Origin of the sequence: Mesorhizobium sp. Root102 (assembly GCF_001425625.1) — a bacterium.
GTDB lineage: Bacteria > Pseudomonadota > Alphaproteobacteria > Rhizobiales > Rhizobiaceae > Mesorhizobium.
On record NZ_LMCP01000023.1, the window covers coordinates 113,071 to 132,415 of the forward strand.

The 19,345-nt window shown below is 63.5% G+C and carries 21 protein-coding genes; 10 read left to right on the forward strand and 11 right to left on the reverse strand.

What is annotated here, in order from left to right; genetic code table 11:
- Nucleotides 1–18: 18 nt before the first annotated feature.
- Entirely contained in the window at nucleotides 19–936 is a 918-nt protein-coding gene (locus ASD12_RS19170) for a 3-keto-5-aminohexanoate cleavage protein (protein ID WP_056589410.1), read from the reverse strand.
- Between the two features lie 133 nt (nucleotides 937–1,069).
- On the opposite strand from ASD12_RS19170, the gene ASD12_RS19175 reads away from it, so the two are divergent.
- Complete coding sequence (locus ASD12_RS19175; RefSeq protein ID WP_056589412.1) at nucleotides 1,070–2,050, forward strand: GlxA family transcriptional regulator; 981 nt, start codon at nucleotides 1,070–1,072, stop codon at nucleotides 2,048–2,050.
- 14 nt (nucleotides 2,051–2,064) lie between these two features.
- Here the strand turns inward: ASD12_RS19175 and ASD12_RS19180 are convergent, their stop codons facing one another.
- Nucleotides 2,065–2,268, reverse strand: coding sequence for a hypothetical protein (locus tag ASD12_RS19180; protein ID WP_056589415.1), 204 nt, complete (start codon nucleotides 2,266–2,268; stop codon nucleotides 2,065–2,067).
- Between the two features lie 227 nt (nucleotides 2,269–2,495).
- On the reverse strand, nucleotides 2,496–2,657 hold the full coding sequence (locus tag ASD12_RS35420; protein WP_244482915.1) for a GNAT family N-acetyltransferase: 162 nt from the start codon (nucleotides 2,655–2,657) through the stop codon (nucleotides 2,496–2,498).
- Between the two features lie 32 nt (nucleotides 2,658–2,689).
- Between ASD12_RS35420 and ASD12_RS35425 the strand changes: the two genes are divergently transcribed.
- Nucleotides 2,690–3,097: a hypothetical protein gene (locus ASD12_RS35425; RefSeq protein WP_244482898.1), complete on the forward strand. Its 408-nt coding sequence runs from the start codon at nucleotides 2,690–2,692 to the stop codon at nucleotides 3,095–3,097.
- Between the two features lie 51 nt (nucleotides 3,098–3,148).
- Here ASD12_RS35425 and xylA read toward each other — a convergent pair whose 3' ends face one another.
- Nucleotides 3,149–4,474, reverse strand: coding sequence for a xylose isomerase (gene xylA / locus ASD12_RS19190; RefSeq protein WP_056589422.1), 1,326 nt, complete (start codon nucleotides 4,472–4,474; stop codon nucleotides 3,149–3,151).
- Between the two features lie 136 nt (nucleotides 4,475–4,610).
- Here xylA and ASD12_RS19195 point away from each other — a divergent pair, with 136 nt between their 5' ends.
- Nucleotides 4,611–4,973 (forward strand): nuclear transport factor 2 family protein, encoded by a 363-nt coding sequence (locus tag ASD12_RS19195; RefSeq protein WP_056589425.1) that lies wholly within the window; start codon nucleotides 4,611–4,613, stop codon nucleotides 4,971–4,973.
- Nucleotides 4,974–5,005: 32 nt separating this feature from the next.
- On the opposite strand, the gene xylB is transcribed toward ASD12_RS19195, so the two are convergent.
- Together xylB and ASD12_RS19205 are read right to left on the reverse strand one after the other, a co-directional pair.
- On the reverse strand, nucleotides 5,006–6,460 hold the full coding sequence (xylB, locus tag ASD12_RS19200) for a xylulokinase (RefSeq protein ID WP_056590107.1): 1,455 nt from the start codon (nucleotides 6,458–6,460) through the stop codon (nucleotides 5,006–5,008).
- 81 nt (nucleotides 6,461–6,541) lie between these two features.
- Complete coding sequence (locus tag ASD12_RS19205) at nucleotides 6,542–7,864, reverse strand: tetratricopeptide repeat protein (RefSeq protein ID WP_056589428.1); 1,323 nt, start codon at nucleotides 7,862–7,864, stop codon at nucleotides 6,542–6,544.
- Nucleotides 7,865–8,077: 213 nt separating this feature from the next.
- On the opposite strand from ASD12_RS19205, the gene ASD12_RS34205 reads away from it, so the two are divergent.
- A complete protein-coding gene (locus tag ASD12_RS34205) occupies nucleotides 8,078–8,215 on the forward strand; it encodes a hypothetical protein (protein ID WP_156398618.1) in 138 nt (45 codons plus the stop codon).
- Nucleotides 8,216–8,263: 48 nt separating this feature from the next.
- Here the strand turns inward: ASD12_RS34205 and ASD12_RS19210 are convergent, their stop codons facing one another.
- Nucleotides 8,264–8,887 carry a LysE family translocator gene (locus ASD12_RS19210; RefSeq protein WP_056589430.1) on the reverse strand — a complete coding sequence of 208 codons (624 nt, stop codon included), beginning with the start codon at nucleotides 8,885–8,887 and terminating at the stop codon, nucleotides 8,264–8,266.
- Between the two features lie 458 nt (nucleotides 8,888–9,345).
- Between ASD12_RS19210 and ASD12_RS19220 the strand changes: the two genes are divergently transcribed.
- From ASD12_RS19220 to ASD12_RS19245, 6 genes are all read left to right on the forward strand, one after another.
- Complete coding sequence (locus tag ASD12_RS19220) at nucleotides 9,346–10,110, forward strand: L,D-transpeptidase (RefSeq protein ID WP_056589438.1); 765 nt, start codon at nucleotides 9,346–9,348, stop codon at nucleotides 10,108–10,110.
- A gap of 86 nt (nucleotides 10,111–10,196) precedes the next feature.
- Nucleotides 10,197–11,363 (forward strand): diphosphate--fructose-6-phosphate 1-phosphotransferase, encoded by a 1,167-nt coding sequence (locus tag ASD12_RS19225; RefSeq protein WP_056589441.1) that lies wholly within the window; start codon nucleotides 10,197–10,199, stop codon nucleotides 11,361–11,363.
- Nucleotides 11,363–12,079, forward strand: coding sequence for an MBL fold metallo-hydrolase (locus tag ASD12_RS19230; protein ID WP_056589445.1), 717 nt, complete (start codon nucleotides 11,363–11,365; stop codon nucleotides 12,077–12,079). Before ASD12_RS19225 ends, ASD12_RS19230 begins: the two co-directional genes overlap by 1 nt.
- Nucleotides 12,080–12,326: 247 nt before the next feature.
- Entirely contained in the window at nucleotides 12,327–13,853 is a 1,527-nt protein-coding gene (locus tag ASD12_RS19235; protein WP_056590110.1) for a DegQ family serine endoprotease, read from the forward strand.
- Between the two features lie 151 nt (nucleotides 13,854–14,004).
- Complete coding sequence (locus ASD12_RS19240; protein WP_056589448.1) at nucleotides 14,005–14,616, forward strand: sulfite oxidase-like oxidoreductase; 612 nt, start codon at nucleotides 14,005–14,007, stop codon at nucleotides 14,614–14,616.
- Nucleotides 14,613–15,359, forward strand: coding sequence for an FAD-binding oxidoreductase (locus ASD12_RS19245; protein WP_056589452.1), 747 nt, complete (start codon nucleotides 14,613–14,615; stop codon nucleotides 15,357–15,359). The genes ASD12_RS19240 and ASD12_RS19245 overlap by 4 nt, the downstream gene beginning before the upstream one ends.
- A 21-nt stretch (nucleotides 15,360–15,380) precedes the next feature.
- Here ASD12_RS19245 and ASD12_RS19250 read toward each other — a convergent pair whose 3' ends face one another.
- Genes ASD12_RS19250 through ASD12_RS19265 form a run of 4 tightly spaced genes read right to left on the reverse strand, consistent with a single transcriptional unit; the run spans nucleotide 15,381 to nucleotide 19,328 of the window.
- Complete coding sequence (locus ASD12_RS19250; protein ID WP_056589455.1) at nucleotides 15,381–16,856, reverse strand: nucleotidyltransferase family protein; 1,476 nt, start codon at nucleotides 16,854–16,856, stop codon at nucleotides 15,381–15,383.
- The gene (locus ASD12_RS19255; RefSeq protein WP_244482899.1) at nucleotides 16,853–17,545 is read right to left on the reverse strand and encodes a glycosyltransferase family A protein; all 693 of its coding nucleotides are present in this window, start codon (nucleotides 17,543–17,545) and stop codon (nucleotides 16,853–16,855) included. The genes ASD12_RS19250 and ASD12_RS19255 overlap by 4 nt, the downstream gene beginning before the upstream one ends.
- Complete coding sequence (locus ASD12_RS19260) at nucleotides 17,530–18,282, reverse strand: glycosyltransferase family A protein (RefSeq protein ID WP_056589461.1); 753 nt, start codon at nucleotides 18,280–18,282, stop codon at nucleotides 17,530–17,532. The genes ASD12_RS19255 and ASD12_RS19260 overlap by 16 nt, the downstream gene beginning before the upstream one ends.
- Nucleotides 18,279–19,328, reverse strand: a complete 1,050-nt coding sequence (locus ASD12_RS19265; protein ID WP_056590113.1) for a hypothetical protein — start codon at nucleotides 19,326–19,328, stop codon at nucleotides 18,279–18,281. The genes ASD12_RS19260 and ASD12_RS19265 overlap by 4 nt, the downstream gene beginning before the upstream one ends.
- Nucleotides 19,329–19,345: the final 17 nt, after the last annotated feature.

A 19,345-nucleotide genomic window follows, 5' to 3' on the forward strand; every position in this document is an offset into this window, starting at 1 on the left:
ACCTCCCCAGCGAATAATCTATGCGGCTATCGGCGCCCGCTTGGTCAGATTCAGCTTCTTGCGCACCTCCTCCGGGCCGATGATCCTGGCGCCCAGATTGGTGACGATGCTGGCGGCACGCTCAACGAGTTGCGCATTGGTCGCCAGCACACCCTTGTCGAGCCACAGATTGTCTTCCAGCCCGACGCGGACATTGCCGCCGGCCAGCACAGCTGCCGCGGCATAGGCCATCTGGTTGCGGCCGATGGCGAAGGCCGACCAGTTCCAGGTCGACGGCACATTGTTGACCATGGCCATGAAGGTGTTCAGGTCGTCAGGCGCGCCCCACGGCACGCCCATGCAAAGCTGCACCAGCGCATCGGGGTTGAGCACCTTTTCCTCGACCAACTGCTTGGCGAACCACAGATGGCCGGTGTCGAAAGCCTCGATCTCCGGCTTGACGCCGAGCGCAGTCATCATGCCGCCCATGGCGCGCAGCATGCCGGGCGTGTTGGTCATGACATAGTCGGCCTCGGCGAAGTTCATGGTGCCGCAGTCGAGCGTGCAGATTTCTGGCAGGCACTGGCGCACATGTTCCATGCGGTTGGTGGCGCCGCCCATATCGGTGCCCTTTTCGTTGAGCGGCAGCGGCGCTTCCGGCGAGCCGAACACCATGTCGCCGCCCATGCCGGCGGTCAGGTTCAGCACCACATCGACATTGGCCTCGCGGACGCGCTCGGTCACTTCGCGGTAGAGATGCACGTCACGCCTGGGCTTGCCGGTTTCGGGATCACGCACATGGCAATGCACGATCGCAGCGCCCGCCTTGGCCGCATCGATGGCCGAGTCGGCGATCTGCTTGGGCGAGCGCGGCACATGCGGGCTGCGGTCCTGCGAGCCGCCGGACCCGGTCACGGCACAGGTAATGAAAACCTCACGGTTCATCGCAAGCGGCATGGAACTCTCCTCCGATAGAAACACTATGCATGTCGCCCAAAAGTGGGAACCGGTTTTGGCATAACGACATGCACAAAGACCAATCAACAATGCCCGACTTGCCGGAAACTGTTTTGCGTTTTACGAAGCTTCCATGACGAAAAGCGAAAAACCAACGATCTTTCGTGCCGAGCGCCTGCCGCTCAAGGTGACGCTGCTGGTGTTTTCCGGCTCATCCATCATGTGCGTGGCCTCGGCCGTCGATCCGCTGCGCGCCGCCAACCGCATCTCCGGTGAAACCCTGTTCGATTTCCGGCTGGTCTCGGTGACCGGCGAGGCTCCGGTCACCACATGCGGCCTGCCGGTGGCGGTCAGTGGCCGCTTCGATGCGGCCGAGCCAACCGACGTTCTTGTCGTCGTCGCCGGCTTCGGCACCCAGAACTATGCAACCTCGGCTCTGTTGTCGGGCCTGCGTCGCGCGGCGCGGACAGCACGCGCTTGCGGCGGCGTCGAAGCCGGCACCTGGCTGGTGGCGCGTGCCGGCCTCTTGGAAGGGCGCAGCGCCACCACCCATTGGGAGGACATGGAGGATTTTTCCTCGGCCTTCCCAGGTGTCGATGTCCGCCCGGACCGCTATGTCATCGATGGGCCGGTGTTCACGTCGGGTGGCGCGTCGCCGACCTTCGACCTGATGCTGCATCTCATTCGCACGCGGCTCGGCATGGCTGTCGCGCTCGATGTCGCCAGCGTCTTTATCTACGATCAGGCGCGCGCCGCCACCGACGCGCAGCCGCTGGTCTCGCTCGGCCGGCTCGACGGCTACGACCCGCGCCTTGCGCAAGCCATCCGGCTGATGGAATCGCATGTCGATCAGCCGCTGACCATAGAGGCGATGGCAAAGCGCGCCGGGGTGACGGCGCGGACACTGGAGAGCATCTTTCGCAAGTCGATCGGCGAGACGCCGGGCGCCTATTACCTCAGGCTGCGCCTCGGCGCCGCCCGCCGGCTGGTGGTCGATACAAGGGTAGCCATGGCCGATATTGCCGGGCGGACCGGATTTTCGTCCGCCGCGGCGTTTTCGAGAGCGTTTTCAAGGGCTTTCGGCGAAGCGCCGGTCAGGCTGCGGAGGGGGTAGGTTTCAACGGGCGATCAGGCCGCGTTCTGACGGTCGCCGTCGATCTGCGAGCGCATCTGTCTGGCAAGATGGGTCTCAAAGCGGCTCGCGACGGCGCGATCCCACTCGTTCGAGATCTTGGCGCCGTCGGTTTTCCTCGGCATCGCCATCAACCGGTCGATGATAGATCCGGCTTCGCCCGGTGAGAGCAGGGCGTCGATTTCACGTTCGTTCTGCATATCGGTTCGCCTCCTTCTTCCTCTCCCGCCACGAGCCAGTCTTATACGAGATACGTGACGGCTGTTTGAAGGCAAGAGCGAGGTCATTGAAGGGCGGCAAAGGGCAAAACCGTGTCGTCGGACGCGCCCTCGCGTAAAGTTTGATCCTGCGTCTGGGCAGGTCAGGTCAAGCAGAAATCTACAGCCACTTTTCGAACAGCACCGTGGTGAAGCCACTGTCCCATTCGTCATCTGGATAGCGGGTTTTCTCGATATAGCCGACCGCCTTGTAGAGTGCTTGCGCAGGCGTCGGCTTCCAGCCGCGCCTGCGCCGATCCGGCGGCGCCGATCGCCTGTTCGGCATGGGAAAGCAGCTTGCGGCCGACACCTTGCCGTTGACGGGACGCCATGACGTGTAGGGCTTCGATGAAGCCGCGCGCCAATGGATCAGGCCGGCGACCGCGCCATCGATCTCGGCAACGGCAAATTCAGGCCAGCTCTGGTCGACATAACGCCCGCCAATATCCGTCTTGATATAGCGCTGCGCCGCTGCCTCGGTGATGTTAGGCAGCCAGGTGCCTTCGAATGTTTCCTGCAGGACCCGCTTCAAAGCCGGGATATCGCTTGCCTGCGCCGGGCGCACGATGGTTCGATCCTCTGCCATTTCCCGTCTCCTGCCAATGCATGTCGCCCAAAAGTGCACAGCGGTTTTGGGACGACGACATGCATCAAGGTAAAGGCCGCCGCTTCGCCTTTTCGGCGGTGCGGCACCTTGATCGCGCGCAGGCCGCCAAAGATCCATGCGATCCTCGGCAGCCTCTCGCGAAATGCGCTGACTAGCAGATGGTGATAACTCCGGCTTTCAGCCAGTGGTAGCGGATGTCGGTCCAGAGATCGGGCTTCACACGTAGCGGTTGACGATGTTTTCCAGCAGTTCCTGACGGCCCGACCTTGGCTGCGGCTCGATCTTCTTCTTGACGACGCGCTCGGCGATGTCTTCCAGCGTGCGCTTGCCGGAAAGCATCGCCTTGCCCTCGGCCGTGTTCCAGCCGGCATAACGTTCGGCCAGCGGCGCGGACAGCGCTTTGTCCTCGACCATGCGGGCCGCGGCCTTCAGACCGCGTGCGCAAGAGTCCATGCCGCCGATATGGCCGATCAGCAGGTCCTGCGGATCGAGCGACTGGCGGCGCAGCTTGGCGTCGAAATTGGTGCCGCCAGTCTTGAAGCCGCCGGCCTGCAGGACCTGGTAGTAGGCCAGCGCCATCTCGGGCACGTTGTTGGGGAACTGGTCGGTGTCCCAGCCCGATTGGTAGTCGTTGCGGTTCATGTCGATCGAGCCGAAGACGCCGAGCGCATTGGCCAGCGCCAGCTCGTGCTCGAAGGAATGGCCGGCCAGGATGGCGTGGCCCTGCTCGATGTTGAGCTTGACCTCCTTCTCCAGCCCGAAGCGCTTGAGGAAGCCGTAGACGGTGGCGACATCGTAATCATACTGGTGCTTGGTCGGCTCCTGCGGCTTCGGTTCGATCAGGATCGTGCCCTTGAAGCCGATCTTGTGCTTGTAATCGACGACCATGCTGAGGAACCGGCCGGCCTGCTCCTGCTCGCGGGCAAGGTCGGTGTTGAGCAGCGTCTCATAGCCCTCGCGCCCGCCCCACAGCACGTAGTTCTCGCCCTTCAGCCGCTTGGTGACGTCGAGACAGCTTTTTACCGTCGCCGCCGCATAGGCAAACACATCCGGATCGGGATTGGTGGCCGCACCCGACATGAAACGGCGATTGGAGAACAGGTTGGCCGTGCCCCAAAGCAGCTTGACGCCGGTCTGCTTCATCTTTCCGGCGAAGTAGTCGGCGATCTCGTCGAGGCGAGCCGCACTTTCGGAAAAGTCCTTGCCCTCCGGCCGCACATCGGCATCGTGGAAGCAGAAATAGGGAGCGCCGAGCAGCGAGAACATCTCGAAGGCGACATCGGCCTTGAGCTTGGCCAGTTCCATCGTGTCGATGCCGCCGGCCTTGGGGAACCAGGGACGGTCGAAGGTCTGGCCGCCGAACGGATCGCCGCCCGGCCAGGCAAAGGAATGCCAATAGGCGACGGCAAAGCGCAGATGGTCTTCCAGCCGCTTGCCGGCGACGACCTCATCGGGATTGTAGAACCGGTAGGCCAGCGGATTGGTCGAATCTGGCCCCTCGTACTTGATTTTCTGGATGTCGCCGAAAAATCCGCTGCTCATGGTCTTTTTCCTCTTTCGAATAGTTCGCCCTGATTACCTCAGGTAATTCGCCCTGATTACCTCAGGCGTAATTGGTTTCGTTCTTCCGCTGGTCGAAAAGGCTCGTGTCAAAACCGTCAAACAAAGGAGACAGACCATGACCGACCTCAACAAGATCGCCCAAAACTACATCACCGCCTGGAACGAGAGCGATGCCGAGCGCCGGGCCGACTTGCTCAAGGCGACCTTCACTGAAGACGTCAGCTACCGCGATCCACTCATGCAGGGCGATGGCCATGCGGGCGTCGCGGCTCTGATCGACGGCGTGCAGCAGCGCTTTGCCGGCTTCCGGTTCTCGCTGAAGGGCGCGCCGGACGGTTTTGCCGACAAGATCCGCTTCTCGTGGAACCTTGGTCCGGAAGGCATTCCTTCCGTCATCGAAGGCACCGACATCGGCGTCATCGAGAACGGCCGCCTGAAGAGCGTCACCGGCTTCCTCGACAAGGTGCCGGCGCAGTGAGCTGGCAAGCCGCGGCGTGGGCGAGAAGTTGCTCACGCCGTGGTGACCTTGATTGCCGGATAGAGCGCCCGGTAGTGCTGATAAGCTTCCGCGTAGACACCCCCTAGGGCGGCGTCCGGTTCGATCGTCGCATCGGTCCTCGGTGCCGTACAGATTTGAAGCGGATCGGCACCCGTCGCCGCGATCAGGCCGAGGCGCGCAGCACCGAAGGCGGCGCCGAAGTCGCCGTCGGCGGGAATGTCGACAGGCAGTTGAAGCGCGGTGGCAATCGCCTTCAGCCAATAGCGCGAACGCGAACCGCCGCCGATCGCCGTCACCCGCGTCAAGGTCGTGCCGGCTGTGGCCAGGGCTTCGAGGCTGTCGCGGAATGCGAAGGCGACGCCTTCGAGCACGGCCTGCGTCAGCACCGCACGGCTCGATTCATGCGCCAGGCCGGTGAACGCGCCGCGAATGGCGGAATCATTGTAGGGTGTGCGCTCGCCTGAGAGGTAAGGCAGGAAGGACACGCCGCTGGGCGCCTTCAACGTGTCGCCGAGTTCGGCGGTCAATTCGCCGGCGCTCTTCCCGGTGATTTCGGACAGCCAGTTGAGCGAATCGGTTGCCGACAGGATGACGCCCATCTGGTGCCAGGTGTTCGGAAGCGCGTGGCAGAAGGTATGGACGGCACTTGCCGGGTTGGGCAGGTAGGAAGCATTGGCGGCAAACAGCACGCCCGATGTGCCGAGCGAAACGAAGGCGTGGCTGGCGCCGACCGTGCCCATGCCGCAGGCCGAGGCGGCATTGTCGCCGGCGCCACCGGCGATCGGAATGCCGGCCGGGATGCCCCATTTCGAGGCCAAGTCGGCGCGCAAGGCGCCGGCCTTCTGCGTACCCTCGACCAGCGACGGCATCTGCTTTTCGTCGAGCGATGTCGCCGCGAGCAGGTCCGCGCTCCAGCGCCGCTTGCCGACATCGAGCCAGGACGTGCCGGCAGAATCCGACATTTCCGAAATGTGTTCGCCCGTGAGCCAGAGCCGCAGGAAATCCTTGGGCAGCAGCACTTTTGCGACCTCGGCGAAGACAGCGGGCTCGTTGTTCTTCACCCAGGCAAGCTTTGGCGCGGTGAAACCGGGAAAGACGATGTTGCCGGTCAGCGCGCGGAAGCGCGGATCGGCATCGAGGACGGCGGCCTCGGCATGGCTGCGTGTGTCGTTCCACAGGATGCAGGGGCGCAGCACCTTGTCGGCGGCATCGAGCAGCGTTGCGCCATGCATATGGCCGGACAGGCCGATACCCTTGACCGCAGCGAATTCCCTGGGATGCCTGGCTTTGAGGTCGGCAACCGCCTCCTCACAGGCCCGGATCCAGTCGTCGGGATTCTGTTCCGACCAGCCTGGATGCAGGCGTGAAACATCGAGCGACGCATGGCCGGAGCCGATGACGGTCTGCCCGGCATCGATCAGCAGCGCCTTGACGCCCGATGTCCCGAGATCGAGGCCGAGATACATGATTTCCTCCCATGCCATTAATTTTTTCGAGCTCCGAAAAAATCTGGCTTGGCCAGTTTTTAAAACAAGATCCGCTTCGGGTCAATTCTCCGACAAATCGGCGGCGCGTCGCAGAAACAGCGCTGACAGCGGACTGTCGGGTCGCGCCATCGAACGTTCTGCCGTGAGCGCCCTGGCCAGCGCACCCTCGCCGGCGCGCAGGGCCGCCTCGATCAGTGTCAGGTCGATGACGTCGCGCTGGGCGTGGCTGCCGCCGAAACGATGGGCGATTGCCCGGATCGGCCGGATCAGGTGCACGGTCTCGGTATAGTTGCCCTCACCGAACGCCTTGATGGCAAGCGTCAGCGGATGGCCGACATCCCTTGTGAAAGCCGCGTTGTCGTCATTGCCGCGCATGGCCTCACGCTGCGCCTCGAGCAAGGTCTGAGCCGGGGCGTCGAGCCCTGCACCGACAAAGGCCATCATCGCGTGGGCATCATTGAAGGCATAAAGGCCGGCGCCTGCCTTGCGCCAGTTGGCGGCGAGCTCTGCCCAGCGGTCGCCGACATCGAAACCGCCGAGGCGGAGCCGCCACAGGATTGCCGAGGCATCGACCATGTTGAGCGCCATCGTCGATTGCACGCCGTAGATGGGGCCATCATAGAGCGCAAGAACGTCGTCCGTTTCGCCGAGATCATAATGGAACAGCGCCAGGTGCCACCAATTGTGGACCTGCAGGAAGCTCTCCCGTGTCCACGCTTCCGGGTTGGCGCGCATCCAGGCGATGCCATCCCTTTGCCGGCTTTGCATCTCCATGACATGGGCGACGGCATGCTGAGCCCAGCCGTCGCGCGGCTCCATGTCGACTGCCGAGCGGCCAAGCTGTTCGGCCCTGATATAGTCGCCCATTTCCTCCAGCCCGAACGCCTGCATGCCGAGCATGGCGTGGTAGCCGGGCATGCCGCTTTGCCAGGCTGGCAGGGCGCGGGCGATACGGTCGCGCAGCATGCGGGCATTGCCGGTGAAGAAATCGATCTGGTGGCCGACCTGCAGCGCCAGCCCGTCGCGCGGGGTCTCGATGGTGATATCTTCAAGAACGCGGCTGGCCTCATGCCAACGCCCGTTGGCGAGGTGACCAAGGGCTGCGACATGCGCCTGCTCGCGTGTGGTCGCGGCAAGCGGCAGTGACGCCTCATGGCAAGCCTTGGCCACCGCCGTCGCCTCCCACTCGGTGGCGAGGCCGAAGAGATAGCCCTTGAAGACATGCGCCATGACGAAGCCGGGATCTTCCGCGATGGCGCTGTCGATGGAGGCAACGGGGTCGCCGATGAAGCACTGCAGTTCACGCACCGCTTGGTTGTAGGTCGTGAATCCCACCTCCGTTGCACCAGAAAGCGTCAGGCCGAATGCGTCCCTGATTGCCATGCGATGTCCTTTCATCGACCCGTGACAGGCCCTCGATCCTTCGGCCCGAGGGGATCCTAAAGCATGGGCCACGGACACGCCACTCACGCGCTTCGTTAGAGCGTTTCAGTAGTCTTTGCAGTTTGGCAACCATGATAGGCAGGTTAAACTTTGTAAAATCGAAACAACGCGACGCGGCATCTGAAAAAATGCTTCCGAACAGTCGTTTGGAGAGTGCGGAAGGAGAAGTTGCTTTGCTGCGACGAAGGCGACAAGGTCAGCATCTTCGCCACCGGCGACTACACCACAAATCTCGGTGGCGACAAACGCCGTGTCCTCGAAGGCAATCTCGGCTTCAGCGTCAAATGGTGAAGCCGGCCATGATTCCGGAAACCGGTTTCGGGATCACGGTCAGAGAGCCTAATTACCCGAACGCATCGCCACAGTGGCGATGCCGGCGCCGACCAGCAGCGTGCCGCCGGTGCGGTTGAAGATGCGGATTGCCTTGGGATTGCGCACGACGTTGCGTGCGCGTGCCGCGATCAGCGCATAGCCGAAGGCATTGGCGCAGGCGAGCGCCAGGAAGGTCGTCTCGAAGATCAGCATCTGCGTCCAGAAATCGGCGTGGCGGTCGAGGAACTGCGGCAGGAAGGCGACGAAGAAGGTGATGCTTTTCGGGTTGAGCGCGGTGACCAGCCAGGCATGCGCCATCATCTTGGCCGATGATACCGCATCGGTGCGCGGTTCGGCTTTCAGCGCGCCGCCGGCGCGAAACAGTTTCACGCCGAGATAGATCAGATAGCCGGCGCCGATCAGCTTCAGGATGGTGAAGACGGTCGCCGAAGCCGCCAGCAGCGCGCCGATGCCCAGCATCGACAAGGTCATCGCGGTGAAGTCGCCCAGCGCCACGCCGATGGCCATCGGCAGGGCGGTGCGCCAGCCCTGGCCCAGCGCGTAGGACACGACCAGCAGGATGGTCGGACCCGGAATGATGAGAAGAATCGTCGACGCGGCGGCAAAGGCGGCCCAGTTTTCGAAGGTCATGCCCGTCTCCTTTGAGCTCAAGGAAGAGGATAAATCCTTAGGCCCGGGAGAATGTAAAGAGGCGATTTCCCTAACTGCGCCAACGGCAGACCGGCGTCAGTTCGCGCCGCTCAGCGTGCTCACGATATCGGCCGGGCTGACATTGGCACCGAGAGCGGTTGATGCCGCGACAATGGCAGCGGCAAAAAGCGTGATGTCGGTTTTCAAGGTCTTGCACTTGGAGGCCCCTCGCTGATCGCTTGAGAGGTAGGAAACGCCGGCGCCGGGATTATGACACGACCGAGGTCTTTTTGTGCAGCAGATCCCAGTCAATGGTCAGGCAGGAGGGTCGAGCGCCCGCCGGGCAACGCGCAAACGCAAGCTGTGCAAGGTCTTCACGCTTTATCAACCATGAATGATGAAAATGCCTACTATCCGGCCGGACCGTGCTTCCCGCCGACAGCGTAGGGTTTGGGTATATGCGTGAGTTGCCGCAAGGTCTGACGCCGCCGCGAAACGGCGACGCATTCGAAACCGATCATCATCTTTCCCGCCGTGCCGTCCTGTCCGGGGCAGGGGCGCTCGCGCTGCTCAGCGCCGCCGGCTGCTCGACCTCGGGAGGCGGCCTGCCGGCGCTCGACCTCGACAACGTCACCACCGGTTCGGTACCGATCCGGCCGAGCATCAGCGTCGACAAGAACATCACCAGCCCCGGCGTGATGTATGCCGCGATGACGGATGGCGGCTTCAATGTACCGGAAGTGCCCTATCTCAAGGTCAAGTCGGAATTCCGCCGCCAGATCGTCGTCGACACGACAGGCGAGGCGCCCGGCACCATCGTCGTCCATCTGCAGGAGCGCATGCTCTATCTCGTCCAGCCGGGCGGCGATGCCATCCGCTACGGCGTCGGCATCGGCAAGGACGGCTTCCGCTGGTCCGGCCGCGCCAACATCCAGTATGGCAGGGAATGGCCGACCTGGACGCCGCCGCCAGAGATGATCCAGCGCAAGCCGGAACTGGTGAAGTGGCAGGCTGGACAGCCCGGCGGCCTGACCAACCCGCTCGGCGCGCGCGCCCTCTACATCTACCAGGACGGCAAGGACACCGGCTATCGCATCCACGGCTCGCCCGAGTGGTGGAGCATTGGCCAGGCGATGTCGTCGGGCTGCGTGCGCCTGATCAACCAGGACATCATCGATCTCTACAGCCGCGTCTCCAAGAAAAATCCGGTCGTCGTCGTCTGACGCGTCACCCGGTCCACTCTTCCGTTGCGCGATAACGAAAGACAGGCGAATGTGCCTGCGAATTCATCGCTCGGGAGACGTCAGGAATGGCCGGAACTTTTGTTATCGCGCAGGGCGGCGGCCCAACCGCCGTCATCAACCAGACGGTGGTCGGGGCGACGCTGGAGATCCGCAAGCGGCATCCCGGCGCCAAGGTCCTCGGCTCCATCCATGGCGTGCGCGGCATTCGTGACGGCAATTATGTCGACCTCTCCGCCATCCCGGAAGACCGGCTGCGGCTGATTGCGGGCACGCCAAGTGCGGCCCTTGGCTCGACCCGCGACAAGCCGGATGCTGCCTATTGCGACGTCATCCTCAACGGCCTGAAGAAGGCCGGCGCCGACGCTTTCATCTACATCGGCGGCAACGACACGTCGGGCACGCAGCAGATCCTGACCGACGCCGCCGGCGGCTCTATCGCCTTCGTCCATGCGCCGAAGACCATCGACAATGACCTTGAGGAAAACGACCACACGCCGGGCTTCATCTCCGCGGCCGAGTTCGTCGCCGGCGCCTTCCTCTCCGTCGATCTCGATTTTCGCGCTCTGCCAGGCATCTATGTCGGCATCGTCATGGGCCGGCATGCCGGCTTCCTCACTGCCGCGGCCGCTGCCTGGCAGCTCGACCTCGACAGCGGACCGCACCTCGTCTATGTGCCCGAGCGCCCATTCTCGGCCGCTGGCTTCATTGATGACGTCCGCGCCACGCTCGATCGCCACAAACGATGCATCGTCGCCGTATCGGAAGGCGTCAGCACCGCCGACGGCAAGGCGTTGGTCGAAAGCCTGGTGCCGCCGGACAAACTGGAGCGCGACGCGCATGGCAACGTCAAGTTGTCGGGCAGTGACCTGCCGGCCGCACTTGAGCGCGCGCTGGCCGAAGGCCTGCCGGGCAAGCGGGCCCGCGTCGACGCACTCGGCTACATGCCGCGCGGCTATATCGGCGCCATTAGCGCCGTCGACGCGCAGGAGGCTTTCGATGCCGGCGCTTTTGCAGTCACTGTCGCCGAACAGGGTGGCGGCTCGGTGGCGCTGCGATATGACGGCACCAAAACGGTGCTGAAGAAGGTGCCGCTGAAGAACGTCGCCGGCAAGACCCGCCACATGCCGGATGATTTCATGAAGCCCGACGTCAATCAGCTGTCCGATGCCGGCATGGCCTACCTCAAGCGGCTGGTGCCGGAAAAGTACAAGGTCGGGAAGCCCTTCGTCTGATGGACTGGTTCAGCAGAAGCATCGTCGACGACAAGACAACGATGCTGACGGAACCGTTCGTGCATGAGTACCTGCGCGCCAACATCTGGCATCTGCGCGGCCGCGACGCCGACCTGCTCGTAGACACCGGCATGGGTATCTGCCCGCTGGCGCCCGTGATCGAGACGTCCGACGGCAAGCCGCTGCTGGTCGTCGCCACCCACATCCATCTCGACCATGTCGGCTCGCTGCACGAATTTCCGTTGCGGGCCGGGCCAAGGATGAGCGCGGAACAATTCGAGAGCATGGATGTGGCGGCGACCTACGCTTACATGTTCCACGATCTCGAAGGCGCCGTCTCGAGACTGCCGGCGCCGGGCTGGAAGGCGGCCGACTACAAGATCCCGTCCGCGCCGTTGACGCGAACCCTGGACGAGGGCGACATCGTCGATCTCGGCGACCGGCAATTCCGTGTGCTGCATCTGCCCGGCCATTCCCCGGATTCTATCGCTCTGTTCGATGAGGCTGACGGCCTGTTCTTCAGCGGCGACGCCATCTACGACGACACGCTGATCGACGACCTGCCGGATTCGGACATGGTCGCCTATGTCAGTACGATGCAGCGCCTGCTCAACCTGCCGATCCGCATCGGTCATGGCGGACACGGACCGAGCTTCGACGGCAAGCGCATGCGCGCGATTGCCACGACCTATCTCGGGCGAACCGTCGGGATCTGACGCCCGGCGGAGTAGAAAAGCCCCGCCTGACGACATTGTGACCTGCCGTCGTCCGGAGATTAAATCTTCGTAAGGTCGCCCGAACACCCTAAATCGGGCCGATCTGCGCCCTAGATGCAGGCTGTCGATCCGGTCGGCTGCCATGCCAGGCGAGACAGGCAATAGCGACCCTCGACACGCCGGAAACCTTTTCCCTGCATGGGAAGAGGCCATGGCGCAGGATCAACTCTCGCCCGGACAAACGACCATGTCAGATATCCTTCGCAGACATCGCGTCGCGGCCTTGCTGGGCGCTGCGCTAATCATATCCCCCTTCGTGATCTCTTTCGCCCAAAGCGCGGGCAACACCGTTCCGACAACCCAGACACCTGTCGCCGGCATCACTGCGCCTAACGGTTCGTTCGCTCCCATCGTGGCCGCCGACAAGCCGGCCGTGGTCACGGTTACCACCGTCATGAAGGCGCAGCCGGAAAGCACCGATGACGGCATGCCTCTCGGCAACTCGCCATTCGACGACTATTTCCGCCAGTTCTTCGGCGACAAGGGCAGGGCTGCTCCGCGCACGCCGCCGCAGGAACAGGCACAGCGGGCCGAGGCACTCGGCTCCGGCTTCATCGTCGCCTCCGATGGCACCATCGTCACCAACAATCACGTCATCGACGGCGCCTCTTCGATCAAGGTGACGCTCGACGATGGCACCGAACTTCCCGCAACGCTCGTCGGCCGCGACGCCAAGAACGATCTCGCCGTGCTCAAGATCAAAGCCGGCAAGTCCCTGCCGACGGTCAAATGGGGTGACTCCGACAAGTTGATGACCGGCGACCAGGTGCTGGCGATCGGCAATCCGTTCGGCATCGGCACCACGGTCACCGCAGGCATTGTTTCTGCACGCGGCCGCGACCTGCACAGCGGACCGTTTGACGACTTCATCCAGATCGACGCCCCGATCAATCACGGCAATTCCGGTGGTCCGCTGGTCGATGTGAACGGCAATGTCGTCGGCATCAACGCGGCGATCTATTCGCCCAATGGCGGCAGCGTCGGCGTGGGCTTCGCCATTCCGTCGGATCAGGCCCAGAAAGTGGTCGCCAAGCTGATGAAGGACGGCTCGATCCAGTACGGCTATCTCGGCGTCGAGATCCAGCCGGTGACGCCGGATGTGGCTAGCGCTATTGGGCTAGATCATGCTGGCGGCGCGCTGGTTTCGCAGGTCAATGACGGCTCGCCGGCAGCCGGCGCCGGTGTCCAGACAGGCGACGTCATCACCAGCTTTGCTGGACAGGACGTGAAGGATCCCAAGGACCTGTCGCGGGCGGTCGCCAATGTCGCGCCCGGCGCCCGGGAGACGCTGGTCGTTTGGCGCAAGGGCAGGGCGGTACAGATTTCCGTCGCTGTCGGCCGCAACACCGACGATGTGAAGACCGCGTCGGCGGACGACGGTTCCGGCACGCCAAGCGCCGAGCAAGGCTCGCGCCTTCCGGCGATCGGGCTTGGCCTGATGGACATCACCCCTGACATCCGCGAGCAGATGAATCTCGCCGACAATCAGCACGGCGCGATGGTTGCCAGCGTCAATCCAGACAAGGCGGCCGCGGCATCCGGAATCCAGGCCGGCGACATCATAGTCGCCGTCAATCAGGTACCGGTGAAGAGCGCCAGGCAAGTGACGCAGGCGATCGCCCAGGCCGGCAAGTCCGGCCGCAAGTCTGTGCTTCTGCTGGTCGAGCGCGACGGCAGCCAGATCTATGTTGCGGTGCCTTTCGCCAACGGCTGACATGTGGCGTTGACGTGAATGCAGGATCGGCAGGGCTCGTCGGTGACGATCCCCGCCGGCCTCTGCCCGTCAAGATTTCGGTTGCCCGCCACGACATCTTCAAGAACACTGCATCAGGCCGATGGTGGCTTGATGCAAGGGGATTGCCGCGATGGTCACCCGGGGTTTCTCTTCAGGACGGCGCCCGCCAACCGATGGCGATGCGCGCATACCGCCCGGCCAATATCTCGAACAGGGTTTTCCAGTGCTGTCGGCCGGCCCAACGCCGCGTGTGCGCATCGAGGATTGGTCTTTCACCCTGAAGCATGGGCCACGCCCGATCAAGACATGGAACTGGGCCGAGTTCAACGCGCTGCCGTTGACCAAGATGACGCGCGACATCCATTGCGTGACCGCATGGACCAAGTTCGACACGCCGTGGCAGGGTGTGTTGGTCGACGATATCCTTGCCGACGCGGGGTTGGAGCCGCCGACCGGCTTCACGCTGGCGCACGCGTTCGATGGTTACACGACCAATGTGCCGGTCAAGGATCTCACCGCCGGCAAGGCCATGGTGGCGCTGCTTTACGAAGGTAAGCCGATCACGCCGGACCATGGTGGCCCGGCAAGACTGCTAGTGCCGCATCTCTATTTCTGGAAGTCGGCCAAATGGCTGAACGGCCTGCAATTCACCACGCACGACGAACCCGGTTTCTGGGAATTGCGCGGCTACCACATCTACGGCGATCCGTGGCGCGAACAGCGCTACAAGGACGATCCATGAGCGATGCAGCGGCAGTGCAATCGCCTTGGCAGACAGTCAGGATTGTCCGCATCGAAAAGCGCACGCCGCGTGCCACCAGCTTCTTCTTCCAGCCGTCTCGGCCCTTTGCCTATCGCGCCGGGCAGCATGTCGACGTCAGGCTGACGGCGCCCGACGGCTATCAGGCGCGCCGCTCCTATTCCATCGCCTCCGCACCCGAAACGAACGATGTGATCGAACTGGCGATTGAAAAACTCGACGACGGTGAGGTTTCGCCCTTCTTCCACGAGGTCGCGGCAATTGGCGACGAAATCGAACTGCGCGGACCGCTCGGCGGGCATTTCGTCTGGCCAGAAGATGAGAATGGCCCGCTTGTGCTGGTCGGCGGCGGTTCGGGCGTCGTTCCCTTGATGTCGATGGTCCGCCATCGCGCCGCGCAGAATTCGAGCGTGCCCGTCGTCCTGGTCTTTTCAGCTCGGGTCTGGGACGAAGTGATCTTTCGTGACGAACTGATCACCCTCGATGATCGCCAGCACGGCTTCGATCTGGTGCTGACGCTGACGCGCGAGGCCGCACGCCGTCCCGCCGATTATTCGCGGCGGGTGGACGTCGCGATGATGGCGCAAGCGATGGCGCGGCTGCCCGAGCCGCCCGGTCTCGCCTTTGTCTGCGGGTCCAATGCGTTCGTTTCCGCCGCCGCCCAGGCGCTGATCGATGCCGGTGTTGCGGCGCAAAACATTCGGACCGAACGGTACGGAGTTTGAACGAACGCCGCCTTTCGCTCTTCAGCCAATCGGCGAGAAATCCGCCGACAACAGCTGGAAAGGCAAGGCGCCATAGGCAGCCACCGTGGCCTCGTCGTTCCATTCACGAAACTGGCGCGACGGTCGCGCTTCGAGCGTCAGGGCATTCCGCGCGCCGTCGAGCTTCACCTTGCCGCGAAAATGCAGCACGCGTTCCTTGCCGGATCGGCTGATGGCCATGGCGCGCAGCCGAGCGATATGGTCGTCACCGGCATTGATTTCCATTTCGATACGGCGTCGGACCGGCGGAACACTGATCCTGACGGTGATATCAAGCATCATGTCGCCGGTCGTTTGCGGACAGGCGATGGCCTGCGAAAACGCCAATGGCGCCGGTGCGGCTTGCGGTTTGCGCGCGGCCGATCTGCCGCGCCAGGCCTTGGCGGGCGGCTCCTGTTGCAACCGGCCCTTCTTCCGCTTCAGGCGCAATTGCTTGGCAAGCCCGCGCGACAGCCAGACAAGGCCGCCGAAATCCGTGCGCGGCTTGGCCTGCAGAACCGACGACCAACGCGACAGGCCAGCCCGGTCTGCCATCTCGAAGATCCTGGCCAATGTCGACTCGGGCACAGCAACGCCGATCTCAAACGCCAGATAGGACAATGCCACCGCCGCCGGAACGGCCAGGCCGCGTCTGCCGACGATGTCTAGGAACACGTCCCAGTCGACGTCTCCGCCATGGATGGCGACCGCGCAATCGACAAGCCAGTCGCTATGGGTGTGGGCATCGAGGCCGCCATGGGCGATGGCCAGGGCCATGCGATCGGCCGGCGACGGCACGAAGACCGCGACGCCGCTGAATTCGGCCGGGATCGCCCGTTGCCAGATCGCCAGATCGTCTTCCGCGCTTGCCTGCGACCCGTCATAGCCGAGCTGGTGCAGGTCGATGTCGCCGAAACGGCCCTTGAAGAAATTCATCGACCGCAGCGACGCCAACCGGGTTCGCAGATATTGCGCGCTGACGCCCGAGGCGATCTGCCAGTCGCGATCACACAGGATGTCGAAGGCGGCAGCCATGTCGCGCGGGCGCACCAGTATGTCGATGTCGTGCGCCACCCGGCCACGCTGCGCCGACGCATTCAAGGCAACGCGGCTGGCGCCCTTTATCAGCATGATGTCGGCGCCACCGTCGGCCATTGCCTTCAGCGCCGGCTCGCCCTCGCGCATCGCCATGCGCGACTTGGTCCACAGCATCTTCTGCAGGCCGACAAGGCGCGGATAGGCGGAATGGCCGGCAAGCTTTCTGCCGAACCTGTCGGAGATGGCAGCGAGCAACCGGTGTTCCCTAAACGAGACAAGGTCGATGTCGTTCTCGTCCAGCCAGCGCGCGGCGCAGCCAGCGGCTGCGTCTTCATCGGAGAGCAGCGCCGCCTTGAGCAACTGGTCGAGCTGGCCGGTCGGCCAGGACCAACCATAATCCGGGAAGCGACGCCCGATACGGCGAACGGGCCTGGCTTTCAACTGGAGCCCGCCTTGTTTTGAGCTCGCCGCTGCATGGCGAGCCTTGCCACCTGGAGGTAGCCGCGGTCGCGCTCCGGGTCGCGGCCATAGGAAAGGCTGCCCGGCCTGATGCGGCGCAATGCAAGCATGTCGTCGAGCATGGCAAGGACAAAGCCTGCCTCACGAACCCGGGCGATCCAGTCGATCATCTCGCCGCGGCCGCCGGGTGGGTCGATGATGGGACCGACGGTCAGCACCACCTCCTGGCGGATCATCATCGTCGTGCGCGACCAGCCCGCCACACTGGCCGCCTCGGGCAAATCGGGCCTGTCACCGCGAAACGTCCGCCAGTGCGTAAAAACGCCCGCTGTTGCGGGATGACGGTTGAGATAGCCCAGCTGCTTTTCGATCTTGTCCGCCAGCCACAGGTCGTCGGCATCGAGCGTCGCGACGAACGGAGTCGAGAGTGCGGCAAAACCCTTGGTTGTGGCGCTTCCGGGCCCCGCATTCTCTTGCCGCAGCACCGTTACCGGCAGGTTCATCGCGTCGATCACGGCAGCCGTATCGTCGGTCGAACCGTCATCGACCACGACGATAGCCTCCGCCTTTACCGTCTGGGCCAGAACGGAGTTCAGGGCCGCGCCTATGGTGGCGGCCGCGTTCAAAGCCGGAATGACGACGCCGTAGCCTGCCATTACGGGAATCGCCACTGCGCGAGATCCTTGACGTCGAAGATTCCCTCCACTGGGCGCAAGCTGGGGTCGGCCCTGCGACGCTTCATCGATTTGTGAATGGCGCGCATGAACTCGCGAAAGGGCACATCGGCTTCCTTGGTCATGTTGCCGGGATGACGCCGGTAATAGAGAGCCACCGTATCGGGCATAACGTATTTTGCTTGGCTCTCAAAGATACGCAACAGATAGTCGGTGTCCTCGGCCTGTTTGAAATCCTCGTCGAAGCCACCGGTGCGCTCGATGAGGTCTCGCGCAAAGATTCCGGCTGACAGGTGGATCCCTCGGACGGTGATGGAGTGGCTGTCGGCGGCTGGTTCCAGCGTCTCGCCATCTATCTTGTCCACCAGCGTCATGCGCGAATAGGTCAGGTCGAGGCCGGGATCCTCTTCGAAGCAGGCGAGATCCGCCGTGAAGCGCCCCATCGGGGAGATGTCGTCCGAATCGAGAAACGACACCAGGCGCGTCTGCGGCAGCAACTGTTTCAGCCCGGCATTGCGCGCCTTGGTGACGCCCATGTTGGATTGCCGGAACAGGCGGATGCAGGGGGTCTCGCGCATCATCGAGCGCACGGCCTCCACTGAGCCGTCGGTCGAGCCGTCATCGATGACGATAATGTCGAGATCGGCGGCATCACGCTGCCGCACGAGCGAGCGCAATGCAGAAACCACATAGCGCTCGCGATTGTAGACAGGCATTATCACGCTCAGTTTCACGAAGCGCCCCGCGCGAGAAAGTCCGCAATCGTGCCGGCTATCTCCTGTGGCTGCGTTCCCAGCGACAGACGGTAGCATGGCAGCAGGCGGGTCAGGTCGCTGAAGAAGCGAAAGCCGCTTTCCCGCTCGCCCGGCATCTGCGCTATCCCGGACGGCGCCAAGGCAATCATGGCATCCCTGCGCGATACCGGCATGATCGAACTTGCCCCGCCCCCGCCGATATGTGGCACCACCAGCGCAACGATGTCCAGAGTTGCAGGCACCGGCTGAGGCGCAATATCGGCAATGTGAAAAGTATGTTTGCCTTGCCAGTTGAGCGGACCATGGGCCGGCAGCCGGTGCGTGAGTCCAAGCCGAGAAAACCCTTGGGGATCCTGCTTGAGCGTCGAAAACAGCGGGCTGGCACTCACGCCGTTGGCGAGATCGATCAGCACATAATCGTCGCCGACGCTGTCCAGCCCATTGAGGAGGCCGGCAGCGACGGTCCCGGATTTCCCAGCGCCGCCCGCGCCGGCCAGCAGAACGCCCTTGCCATTGGCGCCGAGCGTGCCGGCATGGGCAAGGCGCATGCCGCGCGCCGCATACTCCCAGTGCAGGAAGGCCCGTAGCGGCGCTCCCGGCTCCCACGGTGGAAAGGCGTCAGTCGAGGCCATCAATTGCACGCCAACGCGACGTTGCGGATCGTAGAACTGCCAGAAGTCGAGATCGTGAAAATGGTGGCCACGCAACCCGATCTCGGCGAGCCGCTTGGCAAAGCCGTGCTCGGTGAAATGCGCGTCGCCCCACTTGGCCGGCTCGGGGATGCCGGGGATGCCTGGATGAACAATGAAAATGCGGCAACTGGACGTTTCAGGTTGATCGTCCCTGGTCTCGACCAAAGCATGGCCGAGCGCATCCGCCAGCACGCCAGGGCCGAGATGCGCGGTAAGCTCCAGCCGGGGCAGGCGGATCTTGCGCACGACTGGATTGTACGCGGCCGCGCGTTCAGCGGCGGCGATGAGATGCCGGGCGTAATCCGGCAAGGTTTCGAGAGTGACGCGCGACATGGCCAAGTCCAGCGCCC